This window comes from Arenimonas sp. SCN 70-307 (genome assembly GCF_001724815.1).
Classification (GTDB): domain Bacteria; phylum Pseudomonadota; class Gammaproteobacteria; order Xanthomonadales; family Xanthomonadaceae; genus Arenimonas.
In genome coordinates this window covers 67,216-92,240 of sequence record NZ_MEDO01000018.1, presented here as the reverse complement: position 1 = coordinate 92,240, position 25,025 = coordinate 67,216, and the positions used below count along the sequence as shown (strand labels likewise).

Here is a 25,025-nt window from a genome sequence, read left to right as displayed (position 1 = left end):
ACCCTTCCGGAGCCCCCGATGATCCGCCAGACCACCGCCGCACTGCTGGCCGCCTGCCTGCTCGTCGCCGCGCCCGCCGTGGCGCAGCCTGAAACCACGCCCGGCCCCGCGCCGGACCCGGCCACGATTGCTGCCGCCCGCGACCAGGTGCTGCCGGTGGTCGTGAGCATCCTGGTGGTGCGCGAGGACTTCCGCCAGGGCGAGCCGGTGCTCAGCGTCTCCTCCGGCAGCGGCACCGTGGTGACGCCGCAGGGCCACATCGCCACCAACGCCCACGTCACCCAGAACGGCAAGAGTTTCCGCGTCGTCTTCGCCGACGGCCGCGAGCTGCCGGCGCGACTGGTCGGCGCCGACACGCTCTCCGACCTGGCCGTGCTGCAGGCCCAGCCGCCGGTGCCGGAAGTGTTCGCCCACGCCCGCTTCGCCGACGAGCCCGACCTCGCGCCGGGCGACACCGTGTTGGCCATGGGCGCGCCCTGGGGCCTGTCGAATTCGATGAGCGCGGGCGTGGTCAACAACCCGCGCCGCCTGCTGGTGTCCCTGTTCGACGACGAGGCCGACTACGAGGACCGCCTCGGCGCCGACGAGCCCACCGGCCGCTACTACGCCTGGATCCAGCACGACGCCGCGATCGCGCCGGGCAATTCCGGCGGCCCGCTGGTGGACCTGCGCGGCCGCATCGTCGGCGTGAACACGCGCGGCATGATCTTCGGCGGCGACCTGGCCTTCGCCATCCCGGGCCCGGACGCGCGCGACGTGGTGGATGCGCTCATCGCCCGCGGCGCCATCAAGCGCTCGCACCTGGGCTTCCGCCTGCGTTCGCTCAAGGGCACGGGCCTCAGCGAGGGCGTGCTGGTCAATTCGGTCGAGCGTGGTTCGGCGGCCGAGAAGGCCGGCCTGCGCGCCGGCGACCGCATCCTGGCCGTGGACGGCGCGCCGTTCACCGCACTGCAGCCGGTGGACGTGCCGGCGCTGCAGCGGCGCATCGCCGAGCTGCCGATCGGCGCCGAGGTGAGCTTGCGCATCGCCCAGGACCAGGGGCGTCGCGAACTGAAGCTGCGCACCCGGCCCCAGCCGGAGGACCGCGGCGAAGAGCGCGCCTTCGCGCCCTTCGGCGCTTCGCTGGTCGAACTCACGCCCGGCATGGGCCGGCGCCGCAACCTCGAGGGCGAGCGCGGCCTGCTGGTGACCGGCCTGCGCCCGGGTGGCCCGGCGGCGATCGCGCGCCCGGCGCTGTCGGAAGGCGACCTGCTGATGGCGGTCGACGGCCGTCCGGTGCCCGACCACGCCGCGCTCGAGGCCGTGGCCGCGCAGCCTCCGGCGGAAGGCAAACCGCGCGTGCTCTCGTTCCGGCGCGGCGCCGAACACCGCGTGGCCCTGTTGGTCCCGGTCCACGGCGACCAGCTGCGCGTGCCGCTGCCCGAGCTGCCCAAGGCCTGGGCCGGCGTGGAGGTGCAGCCGATCACCGCTTCGCTGGCGCGCGAGCTGGGCCTGGGCGGCGCCGGTTTCCGCATCACCCGCCTGTATCCGGGCAGCCCCCTGGCGGCGGCCGGCGCGCGCACCGGCGACCTGCTCACGGCCGTCGACGGCGTGCCGCTGCGCGCGGCCAACGACAGTTCCGACGATCCTTTCCACCAGCGCGTGCGCGACCAGATCGTCGGCGCGAAGGTGCGCGTGGAAGCGCTGCGCGAGGGCAAGCCGGTGGCTTTCGACGCCACGCTGTCGGCCGCGCCCGCCAACACGGCTTCGCTGCGTTCGCTGGCGCTGTCGTCGCTGCGCATCCAGGTGCGCGAGCTGGGCTTCTACGACCGCGCCGCACGCCAGCTGCCGGCCAGCCAGCGCGGCGTGCACGTCGACGGCGTCGAATCGGGCGGCCCGGCCGGGCTGGCGCACCTGCAGCGCGGCGACGTGATCGTGCGCCTGGGCGAGCGCGAGGTCGGCGACCTCGCCAGCCTGCAGGTGGCGCTGGACGCGGCCCTGGCCGCCGGCAACGGCCGGGTCATCCCGGTGCAGGTGCTGCGCGGGCCCGAATCGCGCATCCTCTACCTCGAACGCTACTGGCTCACGGAGACGCCATGACCGCACGCACGCTCGCCCTTGTCCTCGCCCTGCTGCTGGCCGCGCCCGCCGCGCCGGCCGCCGTGCCCGACGAGGCCTTCGACGACTACCGCGAGGTGTTCAAGGCGCTGGGGGAGCAGCACGCCGAGGCCATCGTGACGGTGAAGTTCGTGATGTCGGTGACCAACTCCGGCAACGAGCAGCGGGTCGAGGACCGCACCCAGGCCGTGCTGGTCAGCGCCGACGGCCTGCTGCTGGTGCCCGAGCGGACCATCAGCCTCGACTTCTCCAGCTTCGGCGAAGGCGGGCAGGGCGCGCCGGTGGCCACCTCGCGCGACTTCCGCGTGCGCCTGGCCGACTCCGACGAGTGGCTGCCGGCCGACCTGGTCACCCGCGACAGCGCGCTCGGCCTGGCCTGGCTGCGCATGCGCAAGCCGGCCCGGCCGCTGCCCTTCGTCGACCTCTCGCGCGGCGTCCGCGCCGAGCCGGGCATGGTCTATTTTTCGGTGCTGCGCACCTCGGACGAGTGGGGCGGGGTGCCGGTGTTCCGCCCGGGCCTGGTGCTGGGCGAGACGCACACGCCGACCTTCCGCCTGCTGGTTGACGGCGTGCCCGGCCTGGCCTTCTCGCACGACGGCAAGCCGATGGGCTACGTGGACGTCGACCTGGCCTCGATGATGCGCTCGCGCAACACCGGCGTGGGCATGGACATGGCCGACATGGTGCTGCGCATGACCCCGATCGACAAGGTCGCCGCCGCCACCGCCCAGGCCGCCGCGCTGCCGGTCGCCGGCGCCGACTGAGGACGCGGCGCAGGCCTATACTGGCCGGGACCCCCGGGGAGCCTGGCCATGTTTCCAACGTCCGTCCGCCGCGCTGCGGCACTGTCCTTCGTGCTCGTGCTGCTCGCCGCCTGCGGGCGCGAAGGTGGCCAGGTACCGGAACTGCAGGGCTCGCCGGTGGATGCCCGCCAGGCCATCGAAGGCTTCGCGCTGGAGTCCGCCGGCCACGGCCGCCACGACGGCCAGACCGCGATCGAGCTGCGCTTCACCCAACCACTGGCGGCCGGGCAGGACTTCGACGCGCTGGTGCAGGTGGCCGGCCCGGGCGGCGAAGCGGTGCAGGGCAGCTGGGTGCTCGACCCCAGCGCGAAGGTGCTGCGCTTTCCCTACGTCGAGGCCAGCCGCAAGTATTCGGTGACGCTGGCGGCCGGCCTGGCCGCCGCCGACGGCAAGACCCTGGGCAAGGAGCAGCGCCGCGAGCTCGACACCGCGCCAGTGGAGCCGGCCGTGGGCTTTGCCTCCCAGGGCAGCGTGCTGCCGGCCCGCGATACCCGCGGCCTGCCGGTGGTGTCGGTGAACGTGCCCGAGGTGGACGTCGAGTTCCTGCGCGTGCGCGACGGCGAGGTCGCCAACTTCTTCGTCAGCTACCAGCGCGGCGGGCGCCGCGGCGGCTGGGAGCTGGGCGACAGCCCCTGGCAGGGCCGCCCGGCCATCACCCGCGTGGCCGACCCGGTCTACCTCAACCGCTTCGTGCTCGGTGGCGCCGACAACGAGCGCCGCCTGTCCTACCTGCCGGTGCAGAACATCGCCGAGCTGCAGAAGCCGGGTGTGTATTTCGCGCTGATGCGGCAGGTGGGCGGTTACGACCAGGACTACGAAACGGCGATCTTCTTCGTCAGCGACCTGGGCCTGCACGTGCGCGCCTACGACGAGGCGGTGTTCGTGCACGCGGCGTCGCTCAAGACCGGGCAGGGCGCCGGCGATGTGTCGCTCGAGGTGCTCGACCGCGCCGGCAATACGGTGGTGCGCGCCGGCACCGATGCCAGCGGCAATGCGCTGGTGGCCTATGCGCTCGACGCCGGCCACGTGCTGGTGGCGCGCAAGGGCAACGACGTGTCGGTGCTGCCGTTCAACCAGCCGGCGCTCGATCTTTCCGAATTCGCGGTCGCCGGGCGCGCCCAGGCCTGGTTCGACGTGTTCGCCTGGTCGGGGCGCGACCTCTATCGCCCCGGCGAAGCGCTGCAGGTGTCGGCGCTGATGCGCGACCACGATGGCCGCGCGGTCAAGCCGCAGCCGCTGTACCTGGGCCTGCGCCAGCCCGACGGCAAGCTGTTCCTGGAAACCCGGCTCGAGCCGGGCGAGGGCGGTTATTACCAGTGGAGCCAGGCGCTGCCGCCCGAAGCGCCCACCGGCCGCTGGCAGGTGGAGTTCCGCACCGCGCCGGGCGCCAAGGACGTGGTGCAGGGCCTGGCCCTGCGCATCGAGGAATTCCTGCCCGAGCGCATGAAGCTCGAGCTCGACAGCCCCCGTCCCTCGCTGGCCCCGGGCGAGCCGCTGCGGCTGCAGGTCGAGGGCGCCTACCTCTACGGCGCGCCCGCCGCCGGCAACCGATTCACCGCGCGCATGTCGCTGCAGCCGGACCTGCGGCCGGTGGCCACGCTGCCCGACCACCAGTTCGGCGACCCGACCCTGGCGCTGCCGCGCGAGCCGCGCGACGTCATCGACGAGTCGCTGGACGAGCAGGGCCGCTTCGCCATCGACCTGGCCCTGCCCGAGGAAGTGGCCCAGCCCGCCGCGCCGGTTGCGGTGCTGCTCAGCGGCAGCGTCTACGAGAGCGGCGGCCGCCCGGTGACCCGCACGATGCGCCGCAGCCTGTGGCCGGCGCCGGTGCTGGTGGGCGTGCGTCCGCTGTTCGACCTCAAGGAAGGCGCGCCCTCGAACGGCAACGCCGGCTTCGAGCTCGTGCGCAGCGACCTCGGCGGCCAGCTTTCGGCCGGTGCGCTGGAAGTGAGCCTGGTGCGCGAGATCCGCGACTACCACTGGCGCCAGGACGGCAGCGGCTGGGCCTTCGACTTCACCGCGCGCTTCGAAACCGTCGAAACGCGGCAGCTGCAGGCCCGCGCCGAGGGCGGTGCCCGCATTGATTTCCCGGTGCAGTGGGGCGAGTACCGGCTCGAGGTGCGCGACCCGGCCACCGGCCTGCTCACGCGCCTGCCTTTCGTGGCCGGCTGGAGCTGGGACAACCAGAACCGTGGCCTCGATGCGCGCCCCGACAAGGTCAAGCTGGCGCTGGACAAGACCGGCTACCGCGCCGGCGACACCCTGGTGGTGACGGTGACGCCGCCGCAGCCCGGCCCCGGCATCCTGCTGGTGGAGACCGACAAGTTGCTGCACGTGCAGGCGCTGGAGCCGCGCGCCGGTGCGAGCTACGAGCTCAAGGTCACCGAGGAGTGGGAGCGGCACGACGTCTACCTCACCGCGGTGGTGCTGCGCGGTGGCTCGGCGCTGGAGAAGGTGACGCCGGCGCGCGCCGTGGGCGTGGCCCACGTGCCGATGGCGCGCGGCGACCGCCGCGTCGAGGTCACGCTGACCGCCCCGGCGCAGGCCGAACCCGGGCAGGCGCTGCCGGTCGAACTGGCCGCGCCGGCGCTGGCCGGCAAGACCGCCTGGGCGACGGTGTCGGCGGTGGACCTGGGCATCCTCAACATCACCCGCTTCCCGGTGCCCGACGCCGCGGCGCACTTCTTCGCGCAGCGGCGGCTGGGCGTGGACGCCCGCGACCTCTATGGCCGCGTGATCGAAAGCTTCGAGGGCGAGAGCGCGCGCCTGCGCTTCGGCGGCGACATGGCGCTGCTGGCGCTGCCGCAGGCACGGCGGCCGACCGCGCGCATCAAGACGGTGGACCTGTTCTCCGGGCCGGTGAAGCTCGATGCGAAGGGTCGCGCCACCGTCTCGTTGCCCGTGCCCGACTTCAACGGCACCCTGCGCGTGTCGGCCCTGGTCTACGGCGACGAGGCCTACGGCCAGGCCAGCGCCGAAAGCGTGCTGCGTGCGCCCATCCTCGCCGAGCTCAGCGCGCCGCGCGTGCTGGCGCCGGGCGACCGCAGCACGGTCACCATCGACCTGCAGAACTTCACCGGCCAGGCCGGCGAGTTCCGCGTGCAGCTCGACACCGCCGGCCCGCTGGCGGTGGCCAATGGCCGCCGCAGCGTGACGCTGGCCGCCGAGGCCAAGTCCACGCTCAGCTTCCCGCTCACCGCCACCGAGGGCGTCGCCACCGGCGAGCTGCGCCTGAAGGTGGAGGGCGGCGGACGCTCGGTCGAACGCGCCTTCGACCTGCCGGTGCGTCCGGCCTGGGGCGGCGTGGCGCGTTCGGCTGCGTACACCGTCGCACCGGGCGACACGCTCTCGCTGGGCGCCAACCTCGCCGACGGCCTGATGCCGGCGACGGTGCAGGCGCGGCTGTCGCTGACGGCGCAGCCGCCGGTGCCGTTCGCGCGCGCGCTGCGCGAGCTGCTCGACTACCCCTACGGTTGCGTCGAACAGACCACTTCGCGCGGCTACGCGGCGCTGCTGCTCGACCAGGACAACGCCGCGCGCATGGGCTTCAACGGGCTGTCGGCCGACGAACGCCGGCGCCGCCTCGAGGCGGCCTTCAGCCGGCTGGCGGCGCTGCAGCAGGAGAATGGCCACTTCTCGATGTGGGGTGGCCGCGACAGCGCGCCCATCCTCACGCCGATGGTGGCCGAGTTCTTGCTTTCGGCGCGCGAGGCCGGCTTCGCCGTGCCCGAGGCGATGCTGCAGAAGGCGCTCGAGCGCCTCAACGAGGACCTGCTCACCGGTGGCCTGCCGTTCTACGCCTACGACCAGCCCGAGCACCTGCGCCTGGCCTACCAGGCCCACGCCGGCTACGTGCTGGCGCGACTGAACCGCGCGCCGCTGGGCACGCTGCGCGCGCTGTACGACAACCAGCGCGGCAAGTCGCTCACCGGCCTGCCGCTGGTGCACCTGGGCCTGGCCCTGCAGCTGCAGGGCGACAGCGCCCGTGGCGACAAGGCGGTGGCCGAAGGCCTGGCCAAGGCTTCGGCGCGGCCGCGCTGGCTGGGCGACTACGGCTCCGACCTGCGCGACCAGGCGCTGGTGCTGGCCCTGTTGCGCGAGAACCAGCGCGAAGCGCCGGGCCAGGCAGACCGCCTGCTCGAACTCTCGCGCGACCTGCAGGCGCGCGGCGCCGGGCCCTACGCCTGGTACAGCACGCAGGAGCAGGTGGCGCTGGCGCGCCTTGGCCGCAGCCTGGTGCTCGACGGCGAGCGCACCTTCGCCGGCACCCTGGCCATCGGCGGCGAGTCGCAGGCACTGCAGCCGGATCGCGTGGCCAGCCGTCTGCTCGGCTTCGGCGACCTGTCGGCCGGCCTGCGCTTCACGCCCGAAGCCCAGGCGCCGGTGTTCGCGGTGGTCGACGTGGCGGGCATCCCGCGCACCGCGCCAGCCTTCGACGACAAGGCCATCAGCATCATCCGCAGCTGGCACACGCCCGACGGCAAGCCCTGGAAACCGGGGCCGCTGCGCGAGGGCGAGGTGCTGGTGGCGGCGCTGCGCATCGAGGCGCGCGAGGCCATGCCTGATGCGCTGGTGGTCGACCACCTGCCGGCGGGCCTGGAGATCGAGAACCTCAACCTGTCCGATCCGGAGCAGTGGGCGGGCGTTTCGATCAACGGCGTGGCGTTGTCCGAACGCGCCTACGCGGCGCAGCTGGCGCACGAGGAGTATCGCGAAGACCGCTACGTCGCCGCGCTGCGCCTCGACGCCGGCCAGCCGGCGCACCTGTTCTACCTGGTGCGCGCGGTGACGCCGGGCACCTACGTGGTGCCGCCGCCGCAGGCCGAGGACATGTACCGTCCGCAGCTGCGTGGCGTCGGCCGCGCCGCGCCGGCCAACCTGACGGTGCAGCAGCCCTGACGTGAGCGACGCAGGGACGGGCGGGGCGTCGGGGCGCCGCTGGCGCCTGGCGCTGGCGGTGCTGGCGTCGCCGCTGCTGCTGGGCCTGGTGCTCGACCGCCTGTTCCCGCCGCCGTTGCCCGACGGCGGCGGCGCCACCGTGGTGCTGGCCGCCGACGGCACGCCGCTGCGCGCCTTCCCGGACCGCGACGGCGTCTGGCGCTATCCGGTGGCGGTGGAGGATGTTTCGCCGCTCTACGTCGAGGCGCTGCTGGGTTACGAGGACCGCTGGTTCCACCGGCACGGCGGCGTCAATCCGCTGGCGCTGGCGCGCGCCGCCGGGCAGCGGCTGCGCCACGGCCGCGTGGTCTCCGGTGGCTCCACGCTGACGATGCAGGTGGCGCGCATCCTCGAGCCGCACGAGCGCAGCGCCGGCGGCAAGCTGCGGCAGATGCTGCGCGCGCTGCAGCTGGAGTGGCGGCTCGACAAGCGCCAGATCCTCGCGCTGTATCTCAACCACGCGCCCTTCGGCGGCACCGTCGAGGGCGTGGAGGCGGCGAGCTGGGCCTACCTGGGAAAATCGGCGCGCCAGCTTTCGCACGCCGAAGCGGCGCTGCTGGCGGTGCTGCCGCAGTCGCCCAGCCGCCTGCGCCCCGACCGCCATCCCGAGGCCGCGCGCGCGGCCCGCGACAAGGTGCTGGCGCGCCTGGCCGCGCAGGGCGACTGGGACGCGGTGGCCGTGGATGAGGCGCGGATCGAGCCGGTGGTGTCGCGGCGCCTGCAGCCGCCGATGTCGGCGGCGCTGCTGGCGCGCCGGCTGCAGGCCGCGCACCCGGTCCAGTCGCGCATCAGCAGCACGATCGACGCCGACCTGCAGCGCACGCTGGAGGCGCGGCTGGCGGCCTGGTTCGCGCACCTGCCCGAGCGCAGTTCGGCGGCGCTGCTGGTGGTGGAGAACGAGGGGCTCGAGGCGCGGGCCTACGTCGGCTCGCTGGCCTTCGGCGACGAGCGCCGGCTCGGCCACGTGGACATGGTGCGCGCGGTGCGTTCGCCGGGCTCCACGCTCAAGCCCTTCCTCTACGGCCTGGCCATCGACGACGGCCTGGTGCATTCGGGCAGCCTGCTGGTGGACGCGCCGCAATCGTTCGGCGACTACCGGCCTTCGAATTTCGACCCGGCTTTCAACGGGCCGGTGTCGGTGGCCGAGGCGCTGCGGCTGTCGCTGAACGTGCCGGCCGTGGACCTGCTCGACCGCGTCGGCCCGGCGCGCTTCGCCGGGCGGCTCGCGCATGGCGGCGTCGAACTGCGGTTGCCGCGCGGGGCCAGCCCCAACCTGTCGCTGGTGCTGGGCGGCGCCGGTACGCGGCTGGAGGAGCTGGTGGGCGCCTACGCCGCCTTCAATCGTGATGGCCTTGCGGGCACCGTGCGCTACACCCCCGATGCGCCTCTGGCCGAGCGCCGCCTGCTGTCGCCGGGCGCGGCCTGGATCGTGCGCGAGATCCTCGAGCAGCACGGCCGGCCCGGCCTGCGCGAGGGCGTGGTGGACACCAGCCGGCGCCAGCGCGTGGCCTGGAAGACCGGCACGAGCTACGGCTTCCGCGACGCCTGGGCGATCGGCGGCACCGCCGCCTACACGGTGGGCGTGTGGGTGGGCCGGCCCGACGGCACGCCGCTGCCGGGCCAGTACGGCGCGATCACCGCGCTGCCGCTGCTGCTGGAGGTGGTCGACAGCCTGCCGCGCGACCCGCGCGACGGCCAGCGCCGGGCCATGCCCGCCGGCGTGGTGAAAACCGAGGTCTGCTGGCCACTGGGGCTGCCGCCGGATCCGGCCGCGCCCGGGCTGTGCCACCGGCGCGTGGAGGCGCTGGCGCTGGCGGGACACCTGCCGCCGACCTTGCCCGAGCGTGAGGCGCGGCACTGGAGCGGCGGCCGGCTGCGGCTGGAAGTGGACGCCCGCAGCGGCCAGCGGCTCTCGGCCGATTGCCGGGCGCCGCATGTGCGCAAGGCGCTGGAGATCGCCCGCTGGCCCGCGCTGGCCGCGCCCTGGCTGCCGGCGGCCGAACGCCGTGCCTCGGCCATCCCGCCGCTGGCGCCGGACTGTGCACCCGATGCGCTGGCCGGGCTGGAAACGCTGCGCATCGACGGCCTGGCCGACGGCAGCCGGCTGGCGCGGCCACCGGGCAGCGCGCGCCCGGTCACCGTGCGCCTGCGTGCGCTGGGCACCGCCTCGAAGGTGCAATGGCTGGTGGATGGCCGCCTGGCCGGCGAAACCCGGGGCGGCGGCACGTGGAGCCACGCCTTCGCCGCGCCCGGCGCGCACCGCATCACGGCCCTGGCCGAAACCGGGGCCTTCGACGAACTTTCGGTGCGGGTGCTGCGTTAGGCCGGCAGGTGCTCGAGCACGTAGTCGGCGGCCGAGACCTTGAACTCGCCCGGCGCCTCGACGTGCAGCTGCTTCACCACGCCGTCCTCGGCGTACAGCGCGAAGCGCTTGGCGCGCAGGCCCATGCCGAAGGCGGTGGCGTCGAGCTCCAGGCCCAGGGCCTGGGTGAAGGCGCCATTGCCGTCGGCCAGCACGTGCAGGTCGGCCGGCACGTCCTGGCTCTTGGCCCAGGCCGACATCACGAAGGCGTCGTTGACCGCCATGCAGGCCACGTCGATGCCGCGCGCGCGGAAGGCGTCCATCTTCTCGACGTAACCCGGCAGGTGCTTGGCCGAGCAGGTCGGGGTGAAGGCACCCGGCACGGCGAAGAGCACGACCTTGCGGCCGCTGAACAGTTCGTTCGTGTCCACGGCCTGCACGCCGTCGCGCAGCAGGTTGAGGGTGGCCTGGGGAATCTTGTCGCCGACCTGGATGGTCATGGGGTGCTCCGAGCGGGGGAAGTCGCGCAGTCTAACCGCCGCCCGGGCCGGCCGGGTCAAGGGGACTTGAAGACTTGCCCGCCGGCCCTATCTACCCGGCATGGCGGCCGGGGCGCCGCCGCTGCACGGAGACACACGATGAGCCTTATCCGCTATTCCGCCAACCACCCGCGGGCCCTGCAGGACGAGATCAAGCAGGTGTTCGACAAGTTCTTCAACGAGGACGCCGATGCGTCGAGCGTGGTCACCAGCCAGTGGATGCCGCGCGTGGACATCAAGGAGGAGTCCGACCGGTTCCTGATCCAGGCCGACCTGCCGGGCGTGGACCCGAACGAGATCGAGGTTCAGATGGACAAGGGCATCCTCTCGATCAAGGGCGAGCGCAAGACCGAGTCGGTGACCGAGGGCGACCGCTACTCGCGCATCGAGCGCGCGCACGGCGTCTTCTACCGCCGCTTCGCGCTGCCCGACAGCGCCAATCCGGAAGGCATCACCGCCACCGGCAAGCACGGGGTGCTCGAGATCAGCATCCCCAAGCGTCCCGAGACCACGCCGCGCCGCATCCAGGTGGTTTGAGCCGCGCGGGCTTCCCGCCCGCGTCGGGACCCCGCCGGCGATGAAGGCATAAACTGGACCCGCGGGCCCTGCCTGCGGGTCCACTTCTTTCGCAAGGCCAGACCATGCAATTCAAGGACTACTACGAAACCCTCGGCGTCGAGCCGACGGCCGGCGAGGCGGAGATCAAGACCGCCTACCGCCGGCTGGCGCGCAAGTACCACCCGGACGTGAGCAAGGAAAAGGGCGCCGAGGAGCGCTTCAAGGCCGTCAACGAGGCCTACGAGGTGCTGCGCGACAAGGACAAGCGCGCCGAGTACGACCAGCTGCGCGCGCACGGCTACCGGCCGGGCGAGGAGTTCCGCCCGCCGCCGGGTTTTGGCGGCCCCGGTTTCGGGGGTGGCGGCTTCCGCTTCGAGCAGGACTTCGGCGGCGGTGGCGGTTTCAGCGATTTCTTCGAGTCGCTGTTCGGCGGCGGTCGCGGCCCGGGCCGGGCGCAGGCGCCGCAGGGCGACGTGCGCGCGACGCTGTCGGTGTCGCTCGAGCAGGCCCATGCCGGCGGCAAGCAGCGCATCAGCATCGACGGGCGCACGCTGGAGGTGAACATCCCGGCCGGCATCGCGCCGGGCCAGGTGATCCGCCTGGCGGGGCAGGGGCGGCGCGGCGGACCGCGTCCGTCCGACCTGCTGCTGGAAGTGGAGTACCGCCCGCACGCGCAGTTCGAGGTCGACGGACGCAACGTGCTCTACACGCTGCCGCTGGCGCCCTGGCAGGCGGCGCTGGGCACCACGGTGAGCGTTCCGACGCTCGGCGGGCCGGTGGAGCTGCGCGTGCCGCCCGATTCCGACACCGGTCGCAAGCTGCGCCTGCGCGGCCGCGGCCTGCCGGGCAAGCCCGCGCCCGGCGACCAGATCGTCGAGATCGAGGTCCGCGCGCCCAAGGCCAGCACCGACGCCCAGAAAGACCTCTACCGCCAGATGGCCGACGCCTTCGACTTCGATCCCGGCCGGGGGTGATTGCAGGCTTTGAACGCGGATCAGATCGGATGGAAGCGGATAAAGGCGGATAAATCGGATCGACAACAAAAGCGAAGGGGTCCCGGTTGCCCGGGACCCCCTCTGGATTCGCTCCATCCGCTCTTATCCGTATCGATCCGCTCTGATCCGCGTTCGAAAACGGAAGTCGGTATCAGCCGCCGGCGAGCAGGCCGTTGATGACTTCGATGAGCTGGTTCTCGTTGAAGGGCTTGGTGATGTAGGCCTTGGCGCCCTGGCGCATGCCCCAGACCTTGTCGGTTTCCTGGTCCTTGGTGGTGACCAGCACGATCGGGATGTGGGCCGTGCTGGCTTCCTTGGAGATGGCGCGGGTGGCCTGGAAGCCGTTGAGGTTCGGCATCACCACGTCCATCAGGATCAGGTCGGGCACGTTGGCCTTGGCGGCTTCCACGCCCGCGGCGCCGTCCTCGGCGGTCAGGGCCTCGTGGCCGAGTTTCTCAACAATGCGCTTCATGCCCATCAGCTGGGACGGGGAATCATCGACGATCAGGATGCGTGCCATGAATGGGCCTCCAACGGTTCCGGGCATTGTAAGCCGGGCGGGTGGTCAGCGTGCAAGCCGCGTCAAAGCCGGACGACCGTCCGTCCGAAGGAGCCGCCGGCCAGCATGGTCGGGAACACGCCCGGCAGCTCGTCCAGGGCCACTTCGCGGGTGCAGATGGCGTCCAGGTGCGCGGGCTTCCAGGGGCCCGCCAGGCGCTCCCAGACCTGTTCGCGCTGCGCCCGCGCGGTGCCCGCCGAGGCGATGCCCAGGATCGACACGCCGCGGATGATGAAGGGCATCACCGTGGTCTGCAGCTCGTGGCCGCCGGCCAGGCCGCAGGCGGCGATGTTGCCGTAGGGCTGGATCACGCGGGTGAGGGCAGCGAGGGTCTCGCCGCCGACGCTGTCGATGGCGCCGCCCCAGATCGCCGTTTCCAGAGGTCGCTGGCCCCACTGCATTTCGCCGCGACCGATCACCTTGCGCGCGCCCAGGCGCTCGAGGAAACCGCGCTGGTCGGTCTTGCCGGTGATGGCGTGGGCTTCGTAGCCGGCGCGGGTGAGGATGTCGATGGCCAGCATGCTCACGCCGCCGGTGGCGCCGGTGACCACGACCGGGCCGAGCGCCGGCGTCTGGCCGTTGGCTTCCATGCGCAGCAGCGACAGGCCGGCGGTGAAGCCGGCGGTGCCCAGCACCATCGCCTCGCGCAGGCCCAGGCCCGCGGGCAGCGGGATGGTCCATTCGGCCGGCAGGCGCACGTACTCGGAATAACCGCCGTCGCGGGTTTCCGACAGGCCCGAGCCGGTGCACAGCACCGGGTCGCCCTCGCGGAAGCGCGGGTCGGTGCTGGCCACGACATGGCCGGCCACGTCGATGCCGCCCACCAGCGGGTAGCGGCGCAGGATCTTGCCCTCGCCGGTGCCGGCGAGCGCGTCCTTGTAGTTCACGCTCGACCACTCGGCGCGGATGACCACTTCGCCCGGGGCCAGGTCGTCGATGGATACCGGCTCGATGCCGGCGCGGTGGCCGCCGTCGGAGTGGATGCGGAAGGCGTGGAAGTGCTGCGGGAGGCTCATCGCCGGATTCCTCCTGGAAAAGGGGCGGCGGAAACGCCGGGAGGCGCCCGAAGGCGCCTCCCGGAGGTTACCGCAGATGGCTTCAGTTCGCCTTGTGGATGGCGCGCTTGTCCACGGCCATGGCGGCGTCGTGGATGGCCTCCGACAGCGTCGGGTGGGCGTGGCAGATGCGCGCCAGGTCCTCGGCCGAGCCGTGGAACTCCATCGCCAGCACGCCTTCGTGCACCAGCTCCGAGACGTTCACGCCCACCAGGTGCATGCCCAGGATGCGGTCGGTCTCGGCGTGCGCGATGACCTTCACGAAGCCGGCCGGCTCGCCCATGGCGACGGCGCGGCCGACGGCGGCGAAGGGGAAGCTGCCGGTCTTGTACTCGACGCCCTCGGCTTTGAGCTGCTGCTCGGTCTTGCCGACCCAGGCGATTTCCGGCTCGGTGTAGATGACCCAGGGAATGGTGTCGAAGTTGACGTGGCCGGGCAGGCCGGCGATGAGCTCGGCCACCGCGATGCCTTCCTCGAAGCCCTTGTGCGCCAGCATCGGGCCGCGCACGCAGTCGCCCACGGCCCAGACGCCTTCGACGCCGGTCTTGCAGTGTTCGTCGACCTCGATCTGGCCGCGCTCGTTGAGCTTCACGCCGCTGCCTTCGGCCAGCAGGCCCTTGGACGCGGCCTTGCGGCCCACGGCCACCAGCAGCTTGTCCACGACCAGCTGCACGTCGGCCTTGCCGTCGTTGTAGGTCAGGTGCACTTCGCCCTTCTTGACCTCGGCCTTGCTGACCTTGGCGCCGAGCTTGATGTCCAGGCCCTGCTTCTTGAATTCCTTGAGCGCGACCTTGGCGGCTTCCGCGTCGGCGGCGGCCAGGAAGTCGGGCAGGGCCTCGAGGATGGTGACCTCGGCGCCCAGGCGCTTCCACACGCTACCGAGCTCGAGGCCGATGACGCCGGCGCCGATCACGCCCAGGCGCTTGGGCAGGTCCTCGAAATCAAGCGCACCGACGTTGTCGACGATGTGCTTGCCGTCGAACTTGGCGAACGGCAGCTCGATCGAATCCGAACCCGCGGCCAGGATGACGTGCTTGCCCTGCAGCTCGACCTCGGTGCCGTCGTGCTGCTTCACCTTCACCAGGCGGTTGGCGTGCAGGGTGCCGAAGCCGTAGTAGGCCGTGATCTTGTTGGCCTTGAACAGCTGGGCGATGCCGCCGGTGAACTGCTTGACGATCTTGTCCTTGCGGCCAACCATCGTCTTGACGTCGAGCTTGGCGCCTTCGGTGCTGATGCCGTGCTCGCCGAACAGGTGGTGCAGGTTGTGCCACTGGCGCGAGCTGTCGAGCATGGCCTTGGACGGGATGCAGCCCACGCGCAGGCAGGTGCCGCCCAGCGCCGGCTTGCCGTCCTTGCCCAGGGCGGCGTCGATGCAGGCGACCTTCATGCCCAGCTGGGCCGCGCGGATGGCGGCGTGGTAGCCGGCCGGGCCGGCACCGATGACGACGACGTCGAAGTTATCGGCCATGGTCAGAGCCCCAGCAGCATGCGGTGCGGGGATGATGCGGTGGTCGTAGCTGAGCGCGATGTACATCATCGGCGCGATCACGACCTGGCCGTTCTCGGCGATCGGGCGCTCCTTGATGGCGTGCATGCCCAGGATGGCCGACTGCGGCGGGTTCACGATGGGCGTGGACATCAGCGAGCCGAAGGTGCCGCCGTTGGTGATGGTGAAGGTGCCGCCCTGCAGGTCCTCGAGCTTCAGGCCACCCTCGCGGGCCGCCTTGGCGTAACCGGCGATGGCGCCCTCGACGTCGGCGAAGCTCATGTTCTCGACATTGCGCAGCACCGGGGTCACGAGGCCCTTGTCGGTGGCCACGGCGATCGAGATGTCGGCGTAGCCGTGGTAGATCACGTCGTTGCCGTCGACCGAGGAGTTCACGATCGGGTGCTTCTGCAGCGCGTTGGCGGCGGCCTTGGCGAAGAAGCTCATGAAGCCGAGCTTGATGCCGTGGGTCTTCTCGAACGGCTCGCCCAGCTCCTTGCGCATGGCCATGACCTTGCCCAGGTTGACCTCGTTGAACGAGGTCAGCATGGCGATCGAGTTCTTCGACTGCATCATGCGCTCGGCGATGCGCTGGCGGATGCGGGTCATCGGCACGCGCTGCTCGGGGCGGGCGCCACCGCCGACCTTGATGTGGTTGACCACGTCTTCCTTCGTCACGCGGCCACCGCGGCCGGTGCCGGCGACATCGGCCGGGTTGACGTCGTTGCGGGCGGCGTGGGCGGCGGCGCCCGGCGGCAGTTCGACCGCGCCGGACTTGGCCGGGGTCTTCGGCGCCTCGGCCTTGGCGGCCGGCTTGTCGTCGGACTTCGGGGCCTCGGCCTTCTTCTCGGCCTTGGGCGCCTCGGCGACCGCGCCTTCCTCGATGATCGCCACGACCTGCTGGCTGGTCACCGTGTCGCCGGCCTGGAACTTGAGTTCCTTGAGCACGCCGTCGACCGGCGAGGGCACTTCGAGCACGACCTTGTCGGTCTCGAGGTCGAGCAGGTTCTCGTCGCGACGGACGGAATCACCGGCCTTCTTGTGCCAGGTGGCGATGGTGGCGTCGGACACGGATTCCGGAAGGACCGGGACTTTGACTTCGATGCTCATGGACGAGGTCCTGGATGCGAGGAAAGGGCGGGCTTATTCAGCGGTGTGGGTGTTGGGCGCGTTGACGAGGGCGTCCTCGATCAGCTGCGCCTGTTCGGCGTTGTGCGTGTTGAGGTGGCCGGCCGCCGGCGAGGCCGAGCGCGCGCGCCCGGCGTAGCTCAGCGACTGGCCCTTGGCCAGGCAGAAGTCGAGGTGGTGGCGGATCTGGTACCAGGCGCCCTGGTTCATCGGCTCTTCCTGGCACCACACCACTTCCTTGGCGGCGCCGAAGCGCTTGAGCTCGGCGGCCAGCGCCTCGCGCGGGAAGGGGTAGAGCTGCTCGACGCGCACCAGGGCGACGTCCTTGACCTTCTTCGCCTCCAGCGCCTCGAGCAGGTCGTAATAGACCTTGCCGCCGCAGACCACGACGCGGCGCGCCTTCTTCGGGTCCTTGCAGGCCGTGTCGGCGATCAGCTCCTGGAAGCCGCCCTTGGCCAGCTCGTCGAGCGTGGACACCGACAGCTTGTGGCGCAGCATCGACTTGGGCGTCATCACCACCAGCGGCTTGCGGGTGGCGCGGCGCATCTGCCGGCGCAGCATGTGGAACATCTGGGCCGGGGTGGTGGGCGTGCACACCTGGATGTTGTCGAGTGCGCACAGCTGCAGGAAGCGCTCCAGGCGCGCCGAGCTGTGCTCGGGGCCCTGGCCTTCGTAGCCGTGCGGCAGGAACAGCACCAGGCCGCAGAGGCGGTCCCACTTCGATTCGCCGGAGGTGATGAACTGGTCGATCACCACCTGGGCGCCGTTGGCGAAGTCGCCGAACTGGCCTTCCCAGATCGTCAGCGTGGCCGGCTCGGCGGTGGCGTAGCCGTACTCGAAGGCCATCACGGCCTCCTCGCTGAGCAGCGAGTCGATGACCATCGCGTGCTCGGGGTTGTCCACCAGCGCGCGCAGCGGCATGTGCGCTTCGCCGCTGGCCTGGTCGTGCAGCACCGCGTGGCGGTGGAAGAAGGTGCCGCGGCCGGCGTCCTGGCCGACCACGCGCAGGCGGTAGCCTTCGGCCAGCAGGGTGGCGTAGGCCAGGTTCTCGGCAAAGCCCCAGTCCATGGCCAGCTCGCCGGCGGCCATCTTGCGGCGGTCGTCGTAGATCTTGGCGACGCGGGCGTGCAGCTTCACGCCGTCGGGCAGGGTGTTGATCTGCACGGCCAGCTTGTCGAGCTCGGCGCGCTTGACGTCGGTCTTGACCTCGTCGCGCAGCTTGCCCTTGAGCCACGGGGTCCAGTCGACCGCATACGGGTCCGGGCCGACCTTGACCAGCTCGGTGGTGACTTCGCCCTGGTCGAGCTTGTCGCGGTAGCCGTCCACCAGCGCCTTGGCGCCGGCGGCGTCGATGACGCCCTCGGCCACCAGCGCGTCGGCGTAGAGCTCGCGGGTGGTCTTTCGGGCGCGGATGTTCTTGTACATCAGCGGCTGGGTGGCCGCCGGCTCGTCGGCCTCGTTGTGGCCGTGGCGGCGGTAGCAGACCAGGTCGATGACCACGTCGCGGCCGAACTCCTGGCGGTAGTCGAAGGCCAGCTGGGCGCAGAAGGCCACGGCCTCCGGGTCGTCGCCGTTCACGTGCAGCACCGGCGCGCCGACGATCTTGGCCGGGTCGGTGCAGTACAGGGTGGAGCGGGTGTCGTCCGGGCGGTGGGTGGTGAAGCCGACCTGGTTGTTGACCACCACGTGCACGGTGCCGCCGACCGCGAAGCCGCGGGCCTGCGACATCTGGAACAGCTCCATCACCACGCCCTGGCCGGCGAAGGCCGAGTCGCCGTGGATGAGCACCGGCAGCACCTGCTTGCGGCGGGCGTCCTCGCGGCGCATCTGGCGCGCGCGCACCGAGCCGGCCACGACCGGGTCGACGATCTCCAGGTGCGAGGGGTTGAAGGCCAGGGCCAGGTGCACCGGGCCGCCCGGGGTGGCGACGTCGGAGGAGTAGCCCATGTGGTACTTCACGTCGCCCGAGTGCGCCGGGTCGTCGTTGTGCTCGAACTGGCCGCGGAACTCGTTGAACAGCTTGTGCGGCGGCTTGCCCATCGTGTTGACGAGCACGTTCAGGCGGCCGCGGTGGGCCATGCCGATGACCACGTCCTTGACGCCGTCGCGGCCGCCGCGCTGGATCAGGGTGTCCATCAGCGGGATCAGCGCGTCGCCGCCCTCGAGCGAGAAGCGCTTCTGGCCGACGAAGGCCGTGTGCAGGTAGCGCTCGAGGCCCTCGGCGGCGGTCAGGCGCTCGAGCAGGCGCTGCTTGGCGGCCTTGTCGAAGCCGAACTTGCCGGCCGCGCCCTCGAGGCGCTGCTGCATCCAGCGGCGCTGGTTGGCGTCGGCGATGTGCATGAACTCGGCGCCGATGCTGCCCGAGTAGGAGGCGCGCAGGCGCGAGAGCAGGTCGCGCAGCTTGAAGCGCGGCTCGGCGAACCAGGTGTCGGCGGTGAACTCGCGGTCGAGGTCGGCCTCGCCCAGGCCGTGGAAGGCCAGGTCGAGGTCCGGGGCGTCCGGGCGGGCCATCATGCCCAACGGGTCGAGCTTGGCGCCCAGGTGGCCGCGCGAGCGGTAGGCGGTGATCAGCTTGCCCACGGCCGCCTGCTTGCGGGCGGCCTCCTCGTCCAGGCCGCCGGCCACGACCGGGGCGCGGGCGGCCGCCTGCACGCGGGCCATGACGGCCGAGTGCGGCACGTCGCCGGCTTCGCGGCCCTTGAGGCCGTCGAAATAGGATTTCCAGGCCGACGGCACGGCGTCGGGGTCGACCAGGTACTGCTCGTACAGGTCTTCGATATAGGCGGCGTTGCCGCCGGCGAGCTGCGAGGTCTGCTTGAACTGCTTGATCAGACTGTCCACGTCCCTGGCCTGGCCCGCCCTGGTGGCGGGTAAGTGATTGATGGAATGGGATGTCGAGGCGCCGCGAGGGGGCGACGACAAGGCCAAAGATTATAGCCCGCGTGGCGGACGGCTGGAACCCAAGCCGGGCCCCGGCCGACCCTCAGATGCCGAGGGCGCGGAACTCGGTGCACGGCCGCGAGCGCTCCCAGACCCGGCCGAAGTGCTCGAGCAGCTGGCGCGTGCGCGCCGGGTTGGCCGGGCTCCAGTCGCCCTCCCAGCGGCTGCCGAGCTGGCGGAACAGGTAGCCGTCGCGGTCGTTGGCCAGGAAGGCCGAGGGGTACTGCAGGTCGACGTCGTCGGTGGGCGTGCGGAACTGGAACACCGAGGTCATGCGCTGGGCCAGGCCCAGCAGCGGGTGGCCCTGGCCCTGCACGGCGGCGGGGTCGAGCAGCACGATGCGCACCACGCCGCCGCGGCCGGCGATGGCGAAGTCCTTGAAGGCCGCGAGCACGGCCGGCTGGCCGTAGAGCACCGGGTCGAGGTCGCGGCTGAAGAGCACCATCTCGCGGCGGGCGGCATGCACGATGGCGAGCGTGGCCTCGGTGGCCACCGACAGGCTGTCGAACTCGGACGAGGGCACGGAGGCCTCGCGGGCCCGGGCCGGGTAGCGTTCGGGGCCGGCCAGGGGCTCGATCGCGCGGCGCATGGCCTGGTGCTCGATGCCTGCCTCCATGAAGCGCGGGCCGTAGGGCTCGAAGCCATGGCGGGCGTAAAAATCGAGCGCGCTGACCTGGGCGTTGAGCTTGACCTCGGTCCAGCCCAGGCTGCGCGCCTTGTCCACCAGCGCCACCAGCAGGGCGCTGCCGACGCCCTTGTCGCGCCATTCGCGCAGCACGGCCATGCGGCCGATCTTGTGCTCGGGCGTGAGCCGGCCGGTGCCGACCGGGCGGCCGGCCTCGTCGCGGGCCAGCACGTGGTGGCAACGCGGGTCGAGGTCGTCCCATTCCTCCTCCTCGGGCACCTTCTGCTCGAGGATGAAGACCGTTTCGCGCACCGCGCGCAGGTCGGCCAGGTCGGTGGCGTAGTCGGCGGGTTCGATGCGGAAGTCGGTCGGGATCATGGCGTCACCGGCGGCGTCGGGGTTTGATGGCCTGATAGTGGCCCGCGGCCAGCAGGCTTTCCATCGTTTCACGCCCCGCGGGGCCGAGCGCGGCCACGTCGGCGGCGTCGATCTGGTCGGCGGCGGCGAGGCGACGGGCATCGGCCACCGGCAGCACGAAGGACAGGCCGCTGGCGAACAGCCGGGCCTTGCGGCCCTCGCGCGCCCAGGCCATGCGTGACTGCGGATGGCGCAGCAGCCGGCCGCCGGCCTCGAGCGTGGCGACGACGGCGGGCCAGCGCGGCGGCCGCGCCGGCGCCGGGATTTCGCCGGCGCTGCGGTACTGGCTGATGAAGCGGCCGAACCAGCGGCGCAGGTCGGCGTCGTCGAGTTTGGTCAGGCGCGAAAGCGCCGCGCGCACGCGGCCGAAGGCGGCCTCGTCGATTTCCCAGGGGTCGGCCGGCGGGGCCAGGTCCGGGTCGCCATAACGCGCTTCCTCGGGCACGGCGGCGGCCAGTTCCTCGGCCAGGTCCACCATCAGTTCGGCCTGCGAGGGCGCGCGCATGCCGACCGAGATGGTCAGGCAGGCGTCCTCGGCCACGCCGTGGTGGGGCACACCGGGCGGCAGGTAGAGCATGTCGCCGGGGCCGAGCACCCAGTCGTGGTCGGCATCGAACTTGCGCAGCAGCTTGAGTTCGACGTCGGGGCGGAAATCCGTGGGCGCACCGGGTCGGCTGTCGATTTGCCAGCGGCGGTGGCCGTGGGCCTGCAGCAGGAACACGTCGTACTGGTCGACGTGGGCGCCGACCGAGCCGCCGGGCGCGGCGAAGCTGATCATGATGTCGTCCACGCGCCAGGCCGGCAGGAAGCGGAAGTGGCCGAGCAGGGCACGAACGTCCATGTCCCACTTGTCCACGTCCTGCACCAGCAGGGTCCAGTCGCGCTCGCCCATGGCCGGGAACATGGCTTCCTCGAAGGGGCCGCTGCGCAGCTCCCAGCGGTCGCGCCGGCGGTCGTGCACGACGACGCGCGAGAGCGCAGCCTCCTCGCAGGCCAGGCCGGCCAGGTCCTCGGGCGAGATGGGCGAAACGAAGCCCGGGAAGGCGCTGCGGATCAGCAGCGGCCGCTTCTGCCAGTAATCCCGCAGGAACACCGCCGCCGGCATGCCAAGAGGCTGCTTCGCGGTGCCGGTGACTTCGATGGCTGGACCCGCCACGGCCTCAGATGTCCCGTGCCAGGGCGGCGGCGTGGCCGGTGTAGAGGGCGGGGGTGAGGGCGAGCAGGCGGGCCTTGGCGTCGGCGGGCAGGTCGAGGCCTTCGACGAAGGCGCGCATCGAGTCGGCCGTGATGCCCTGGCCGCGGGTGAGCGCCTTGAGCTGCTCGTAGGGATTGGGCAGGCCGTGTCGGCGCATCACCGTCTGCACCGGCTCGGCCAGCACTTCCCAGGCGGCGTCGAGGTCCTCGGCCAGCCGCGCCGGGTTGGCGCTGAGCTTGCCCAGGCCGCGCAGCAGCGCGTCCAGCGCCACCAGGCTGTGGCCGAAGGCCGTGCCCAGCGCGCGCAGCACGGTCGAGTCGGTCAGGTCGCGCTGCCAGCGGCTGATCGGCAGCTTCTCGGAGAAGTGGCCGAAGAGCGCATTGGCCAGGCCGAAGTTGCCCTCGGCGTTTTCGAAATCGATCGGGTTGACCTTGTGCGGCATGGTCGAGCTGCCGACTTCGCCGGCCTTCACGGCCTGCTTGAAGTAGCCGAGCGAGATGTAGCCCCAGACGTCGCGGCACAGGTCCACGAGGATGGTGTTGATGCGCCGCTGCGCGTCGCACAGCTCGGCGATGCCGTCGTGGGGCTCGATCTGGGTGGTGTAGGCGTTGAAGTCCAGGCCCAGCGACTCGACGAAGCGCTGCGCCAGCGCCGGCCAGTCCACCTCGGGGTAGGCGACCACGTGGGCGTTGTAGTTGCCCACCGCGCCGTTGATCTTGCCGGGGAACTCGATGCCATGCATCACCGCCACCTGGCGCTGCAGGCGCGCCACCACGTTGGCGATTTCCTTGCCGACGGTGGTGGGCGAGGCCGTCTGGCCGTGGGTGCGCGAGAGCATCGGCATGCCGGCGTGTTCGTGCGCCATCGCCCGCAGGGTTTCCACCACCTCGGCGGTCTTGGGGGCGATGACCTTGGTGTAGGCCTCGTGAAGCATCAGCGCGTAGCTGAGGTTGTTGATGTCCTCGCTGGTGCAGGCGAAGTGCACGAACTCCAGCGCCGGGCCCAGCTCGGCGTCGTCCTTCAGGCGCTCCTTGATGAAGTACTCCACGGCCTTGACGTCGTGGTTGGTGGTGCGCTCGATTTCCTTCACCCGCGCCGCATCGGCCACCGAGAAGCCCGCGGCCAGGGCACGCAGGCGCGCCGCGGCGTCGGCGGAGAAGGGCGCCAGCTCGGCGATGCCCGGCTCGGCCGCCAGCGCCAGCAGCCACTCCACCTCGACCCGCACGCGGGCCTTGATCAGCCCGTACTCCGAGAACACCGGCCGCAGGTCGGCGGCCTTGCCGGCGTAGCGGCCATCGAGCGGGGACAGGGCGGTCAGGGCAGCGTCGGACATCGGTGGCGGCTCGGTGGGGCGGGGAAGCGCATATTCTACCCGCTCACCCGAACCGGAGGACCGCCATGGCCGGCAAGACCCGCATCGAACGCGACAGCCTGGGCGAGCTGGAAGTCCCCGCCGAGGCGCTCTACGGCATCCAGACCCAGCGCGCGGTGCTCAACTTCCCGATCTCGGGCCTGCACATGCCGCGCGAGTTCCTGCGCGCCCTGGGCCTGGTCAAGGCCGCCGCCGCCGAGGCCAACGCCAGCCTGGGCCACCTGCCGCCCGACGTGGCCGGGGCCATCCGCGACGCCGCCCTGCACGTGGCCGCCGGCGACCTCGACGGCCAGTTCCCCGTGGACGTGTTCCAGACCGGCTCGGGCACCTCGAGCAACATGAACGCCAACGAGGTCATCGCCCGCCTGGCCTCGCGCGCGCTGCGCAAGCCGGTGCACGCCAACGACCACGTCAACATGGGCCAGAGCTCGAACGACGTGGTGCCCACCGCCATCCAGGTGGCGGCGGTGCTGGCCTGCCGCGAGCAGCTGCTGCCGGCCATCAAACACCTGCGCCTGGCCATCGACCGCAAGGCGCGCCGGGTCGGCAAGGTGGTCAAGACCGGCCGCACCCACCTGATGGACGCCATGCCGCTCACGCTGGCCCAGGAGCTGGGCACCTGGAGCGCCCAGCTGGCGTCGGCCGCGGCGCGCATCGAGGACACGCTCGACCGCGTGCGCGAGCTGCCCATCGGCGGCACCGCCGTGGGCACCGGCATCAACGCCGACCCGCGTTTCGGCAAGCGCGTGGCCAGGGCGCTCTCGTCGCTGTCGGGCCAACGTTTCGTGCAGGCGCGCAACCTGTTCGAGGGCATCGCCTCGCAGGACGCGGCGGTGGAGCTGTCGGGCCAGTTCAACGTGCTGGCGGTGGCGATGATGAAGATCGGCAACGACCTGCGCTGGATGAACTCCGGCCCGCTGGCCGGGCTGGGCGAAATCGAGCTGCCGGCGCTGCAGCCGGGCAGTTCGATCATGCCCGGCAAGGTCAACCCGGTGCTGCCCGAGGCCGCCTGCATGGTCTGCGCGCAGGTCATGGGCAACCACGCCACGGTGACGATCGCCGGCGCCAGCGGCAATTTCCAGCTCAACGTGATGCTGCCGGTGGTGGCGCACAACCTGCTGCAGTCGGCCCGGCTGCTGGCCAACGCCGCGCGCGTGCTGGCCGATGGCGCCATCGCCGGGTTCGGCGTGCGAAAGGAGCGGCTGGAAGAAGCGCTGGCGCGCAATCCCATCCTGGTGACCGCGCTCAACCCGGCCATCGGCTACGAAAGCGCCGCGGCCATCGCCAAGCAGGCCTACCGCGAGGGCAGGCCGGTGCTGGAGGTGGCGATCGAGCGCAGCGGGCTGTCGGAAAGGGAGCTCAGGAAACTGCTCGATCCCGCCGCGCTGGCGCGCGGCGGGATCCATGGCGCCCCCGGTGCCGGGGGCGGCTGAGGCCGGGCCTCAGGGTTCGATCTTGCAGTCGGCCACGTCCTGCTCGTCCATGCCGGCGTAGGGCGCGAAGGCCGGCACGGCCTCGGCCAGGGCCTGCTGGGAAGCGTGCAGCGCCGGCAGGCGGTCGCACAGGGCCTTGGCGCTGGCCTTCATGCCGGCCGCCTTGGCCTGGATCTCGGCCTCGATCTTGGCCGGATCCTCGCCGCGGGCGGCGGCCTTGAGGGCGGCACCGACCGCGTCCGTGGCCAGCGACGCGCCGTCCAGGCCCAGGTTGGCGCCGGTTTCGGCCACGGCCACCAGTTCGGTGCGGTAGGCCAGCACCAACTCGCGCTGCGCCGCGTCCAGCGGCACCGCCTCGCCGCCGATCAGCAGGTCGCCCTGCGGGCTGATCTCGGCGCGGGGCTCGCCCTTGGCGCCCCTGCCCAGGGTCATGTTCTTGGTGGCGAATTCCTCGCGGATCTCCGCCCGGGCTTCGTCGAGCGCGGTGTTGATCGGGCCGCGGCGTTCCTCGCCTTCGCCACCCCCGGTGCAGGCCGCGAGGGCCAGCACCGGGAAGATGAGCATCAGGGACAGTCGGTTCATC

Annotated in this window: 16 protein-coding genes and 1 pseudogene; 7 read left to right on the top strand and 10 right to left on the bottom strand. The window is 71.9% G+C overall.

All coding sequences use genetic code 11. From position 1 onward, the window contains the following. Nucleotides 1-18: 18 nt before the first annotated feature. The 4 genes from ABS41_RS10465 to pbpC are packed head-to-tail and all read left to right on the top strand — an operon-like array spanning nt 19 to nt 10,161. Entirely contained in the window at nt 19-2,079 is a 2,061-nt protein-coding gene (locus tag ABS41_RS10465; RefSeq protein WP_290593666.1) for a PDZ domain-containing protein, read from the top strand. After that, nucleotides 2,076-2,861 carry a hypothetical protein gene (locus ABS41_RS10460; RefSeq protein WP_290593664.1) on the top strand — a complete coding sequence of 262 codons (786 nt, stop codon included), beginning with the start codon at nt 2,076-2,078 and terminating at the stop codon, nt 2,859-2,861. Before ABS41_RS10465 ends, ABS41_RS10460 begins: the two co-directional genes overlap by 4 nt. A 48-nt stretch (nt 2,862-2,909) precedes the next feature. Next, nucleotides 2,910-7,799 (top strand): alpha-2-macroglobulin, encoded by a 4,890-nt coding sequence (locus ABS41_RS10455; protein ID WP_290593662.1) that lies wholly within the window; start codon nt 2,910-2,912, stop codon nt 7,797-7,799. 58 nt (nt 7,800-7,857) lie between these two features. Continuing rightward, nucleotides 7,858-10,161: a penicillin-binding protein 1C gene (pbpC, locus tag ABS41_RS10450; protein ID WP_290593725.1), complete on the top strand. Its 2,304-nt coding sequence runs from the start codon at nt 7,858-7,860 to the stop codon at nt 10,159-10,161. Here pbpC and ABS41_RS10445 read toward each other — a convergent pair. Continuing rightward, nucleotides 10,158-10,640 carry a peroxiredoxin gene (locus ABS41_RS10445; protein ID WP_290593660.1) on the bottom strand — a complete coding sequence of 161 codons (483 nt, stop codon included), beginning with the start codon at nt 10,638-10,640 and terminating at the stop codon, nt 10,158-10,160. The two genes, pbpC and ABS41_RS10445, sit on opposite strands and share 4 nt — an antisense overlap. Before the next feature lie 138 nt (nt 10,641-10,778). On the opposite strand from ABS41_RS10445, the gene ABS41_RS10440 reads away from it, so the two are divergent. Together ABS41_RS10440 and ABS41_RS10435 are read left to right on the top strand one after the other, a co-directional pair. Continuing rightward, the gene (locus ABS41_RS10440) at nt 10,779-11,216 is read left to right on the top strand and encodes an Hsp20/alpha crystallin family protein (RefSeq protein WP_290593658.1); all 438 of its coding nucleotides are present in this window, start codon (nt 10,779-10,781) and stop codon (nt 11,214-11,216) included. 104 nt (nt 11,217-11,320) lie between these two features. Then, complete coding sequence (locus ABS41_RS10435; RefSeq protein WP_290593656.1) at nt 11,321-12,211, top strand: DnaJ C-terminal domain-containing protein; 891 nt, start codon at nt 11,321-11,323, stop codon at nt 12,209-12,211. 172 nt (nt 12,212-12,383) lie between these two features. Here the strand turns inward: ABS41_RS10435 and ABS41_RS10430 are convergent, their stop codons facing one another. From ABS41_RS10430 to purB, 8 genes and pseudogenes are all read right to left on the bottom strand, one after another. After that, nucleotides 12,384-12,752: a response regulator gene (locus tag ABS41_RS10430; RefSeq protein ID WP_290593654.1), complete on the bottom strand. Its 369-nt coding sequence runs from the start codon at nt 12,750-12,752 to the stop codon at nt 12,384-12,386. A gap of 62 nt (nt 12,753-12,814) precedes the next feature. Further along, entirely contained in the window at nt 12,815-13,807 is a 993-nt protein-coding gene (locus tag ABS41_RS10425; protein ID WP_290593652.1) for an oxidoreductase, read from the bottom strand. A gap of 82 nt (nt 13,808-13,889) precedes the next feature. Beyond that, nucleotides 13,890-15,314 (bottom strand): dihydrolipoyl dehydrogenase, encoded by a 1,425-nt coding sequence (lpdA, locus tag ABS41_RS10420; protein WP_290593723.1) that lies wholly within the window; start codon nt 15,312-15,314, stop codon nt 13,890-13,892. A 15-nt stretch (nt 15,315-15,329) separates the two neighbouring features. Continuing rightward, a pseudogene (sucB, locus tag ABS41_RS10415) lies at nt 15,330-16,442 on the bottom strand (dihydrolipoyllysine-residue succinyltransferase); the annotation flags it as partial. Between the two features lie 33 nt (nt 16,443-16,475). Beyond that, complete coding sequence (locus tag ABS41_RS10410) at nt 16,476-19,301, bottom strand: 2-oxoglutarate dehydrogenase E1 component (RefSeq protein ID WP_290593650.1); 2,826 nt, start codon at nt 19,299-19,301, stop codon at nt 16,476-16,478. A 142-nt stretch (nt 19,302-19,443) separates the two neighbouring features. Beyond that, nucleotides 19,444-20,403 (bottom strand): GNAT family N-acetyltransferase, encoded by a 960-nt coding sequence (locus tag ABS41_RS10405; RefSeq protein ID WP_290593648.1) that lies wholly within the window; start codon nt 20,401-20,403, stop codon nt 19,444-19,446. A 4-nt stretch (nt 20,404-20,407) separates the two neighbouring features. Then, nucleotides 20,408-21,547 carry a cupin domain-containing protein gene (locus tag ABS41_RS10400; RefSeq protein WP_290593722.1) on the bottom strand — a complete coding sequence of 380 codons (1,140 nt, stop codon included), beginning with the start codon at nt 21,545-21,547 and terminating at the stop codon, nt 20,408-20,410. Nucleotides 21,548-21,602: 55 nt separating this feature from the next. Next, nucleotides 21,603-22,970, bottom strand: a complete 1,368-nt coding sequence (gene purB / locus ABS41_RS10395) for an adenylosuccinate lyase (RefSeq protein ID WP_290593646.1) — start codon at nt 22,968-22,970, stop codon at nt 21,603-21,605. Nucleotides 22,971-23,035: 65 nt separating this feature from the next. Between purB and ABS41_RS10390 the strand changes: the two genes are divergently transcribed. Beyond that, a complete protein-coding gene (locus ABS41_RS10390) occupies nt 23,036-24,442 on the top strand; it encodes a class II fumarate hydratase (protein ID WP_290593644.1) in 1,407 nt (468 codons plus the stop codon). A 9-nt stretch (nt 24,443-24,451) separates the two neighbouring features. On the opposite strand, the gene ABS41_RS10385 is transcribed toward ABS41_RS10390, so the two are convergent. Beyond that, on the bottom strand, nt 24,452-25,024 hold the full coding sequence (locus tag ABS41_RS10385) for a hypothetical protein (RefSeq protein WP_290593642.1): 573 nt from the start codon (nt 25,022-25,024) through the stop codon (nt 24,452-24,454). Between the last annotated feature and the right edge of the window lies 1 nt (nt 25,025).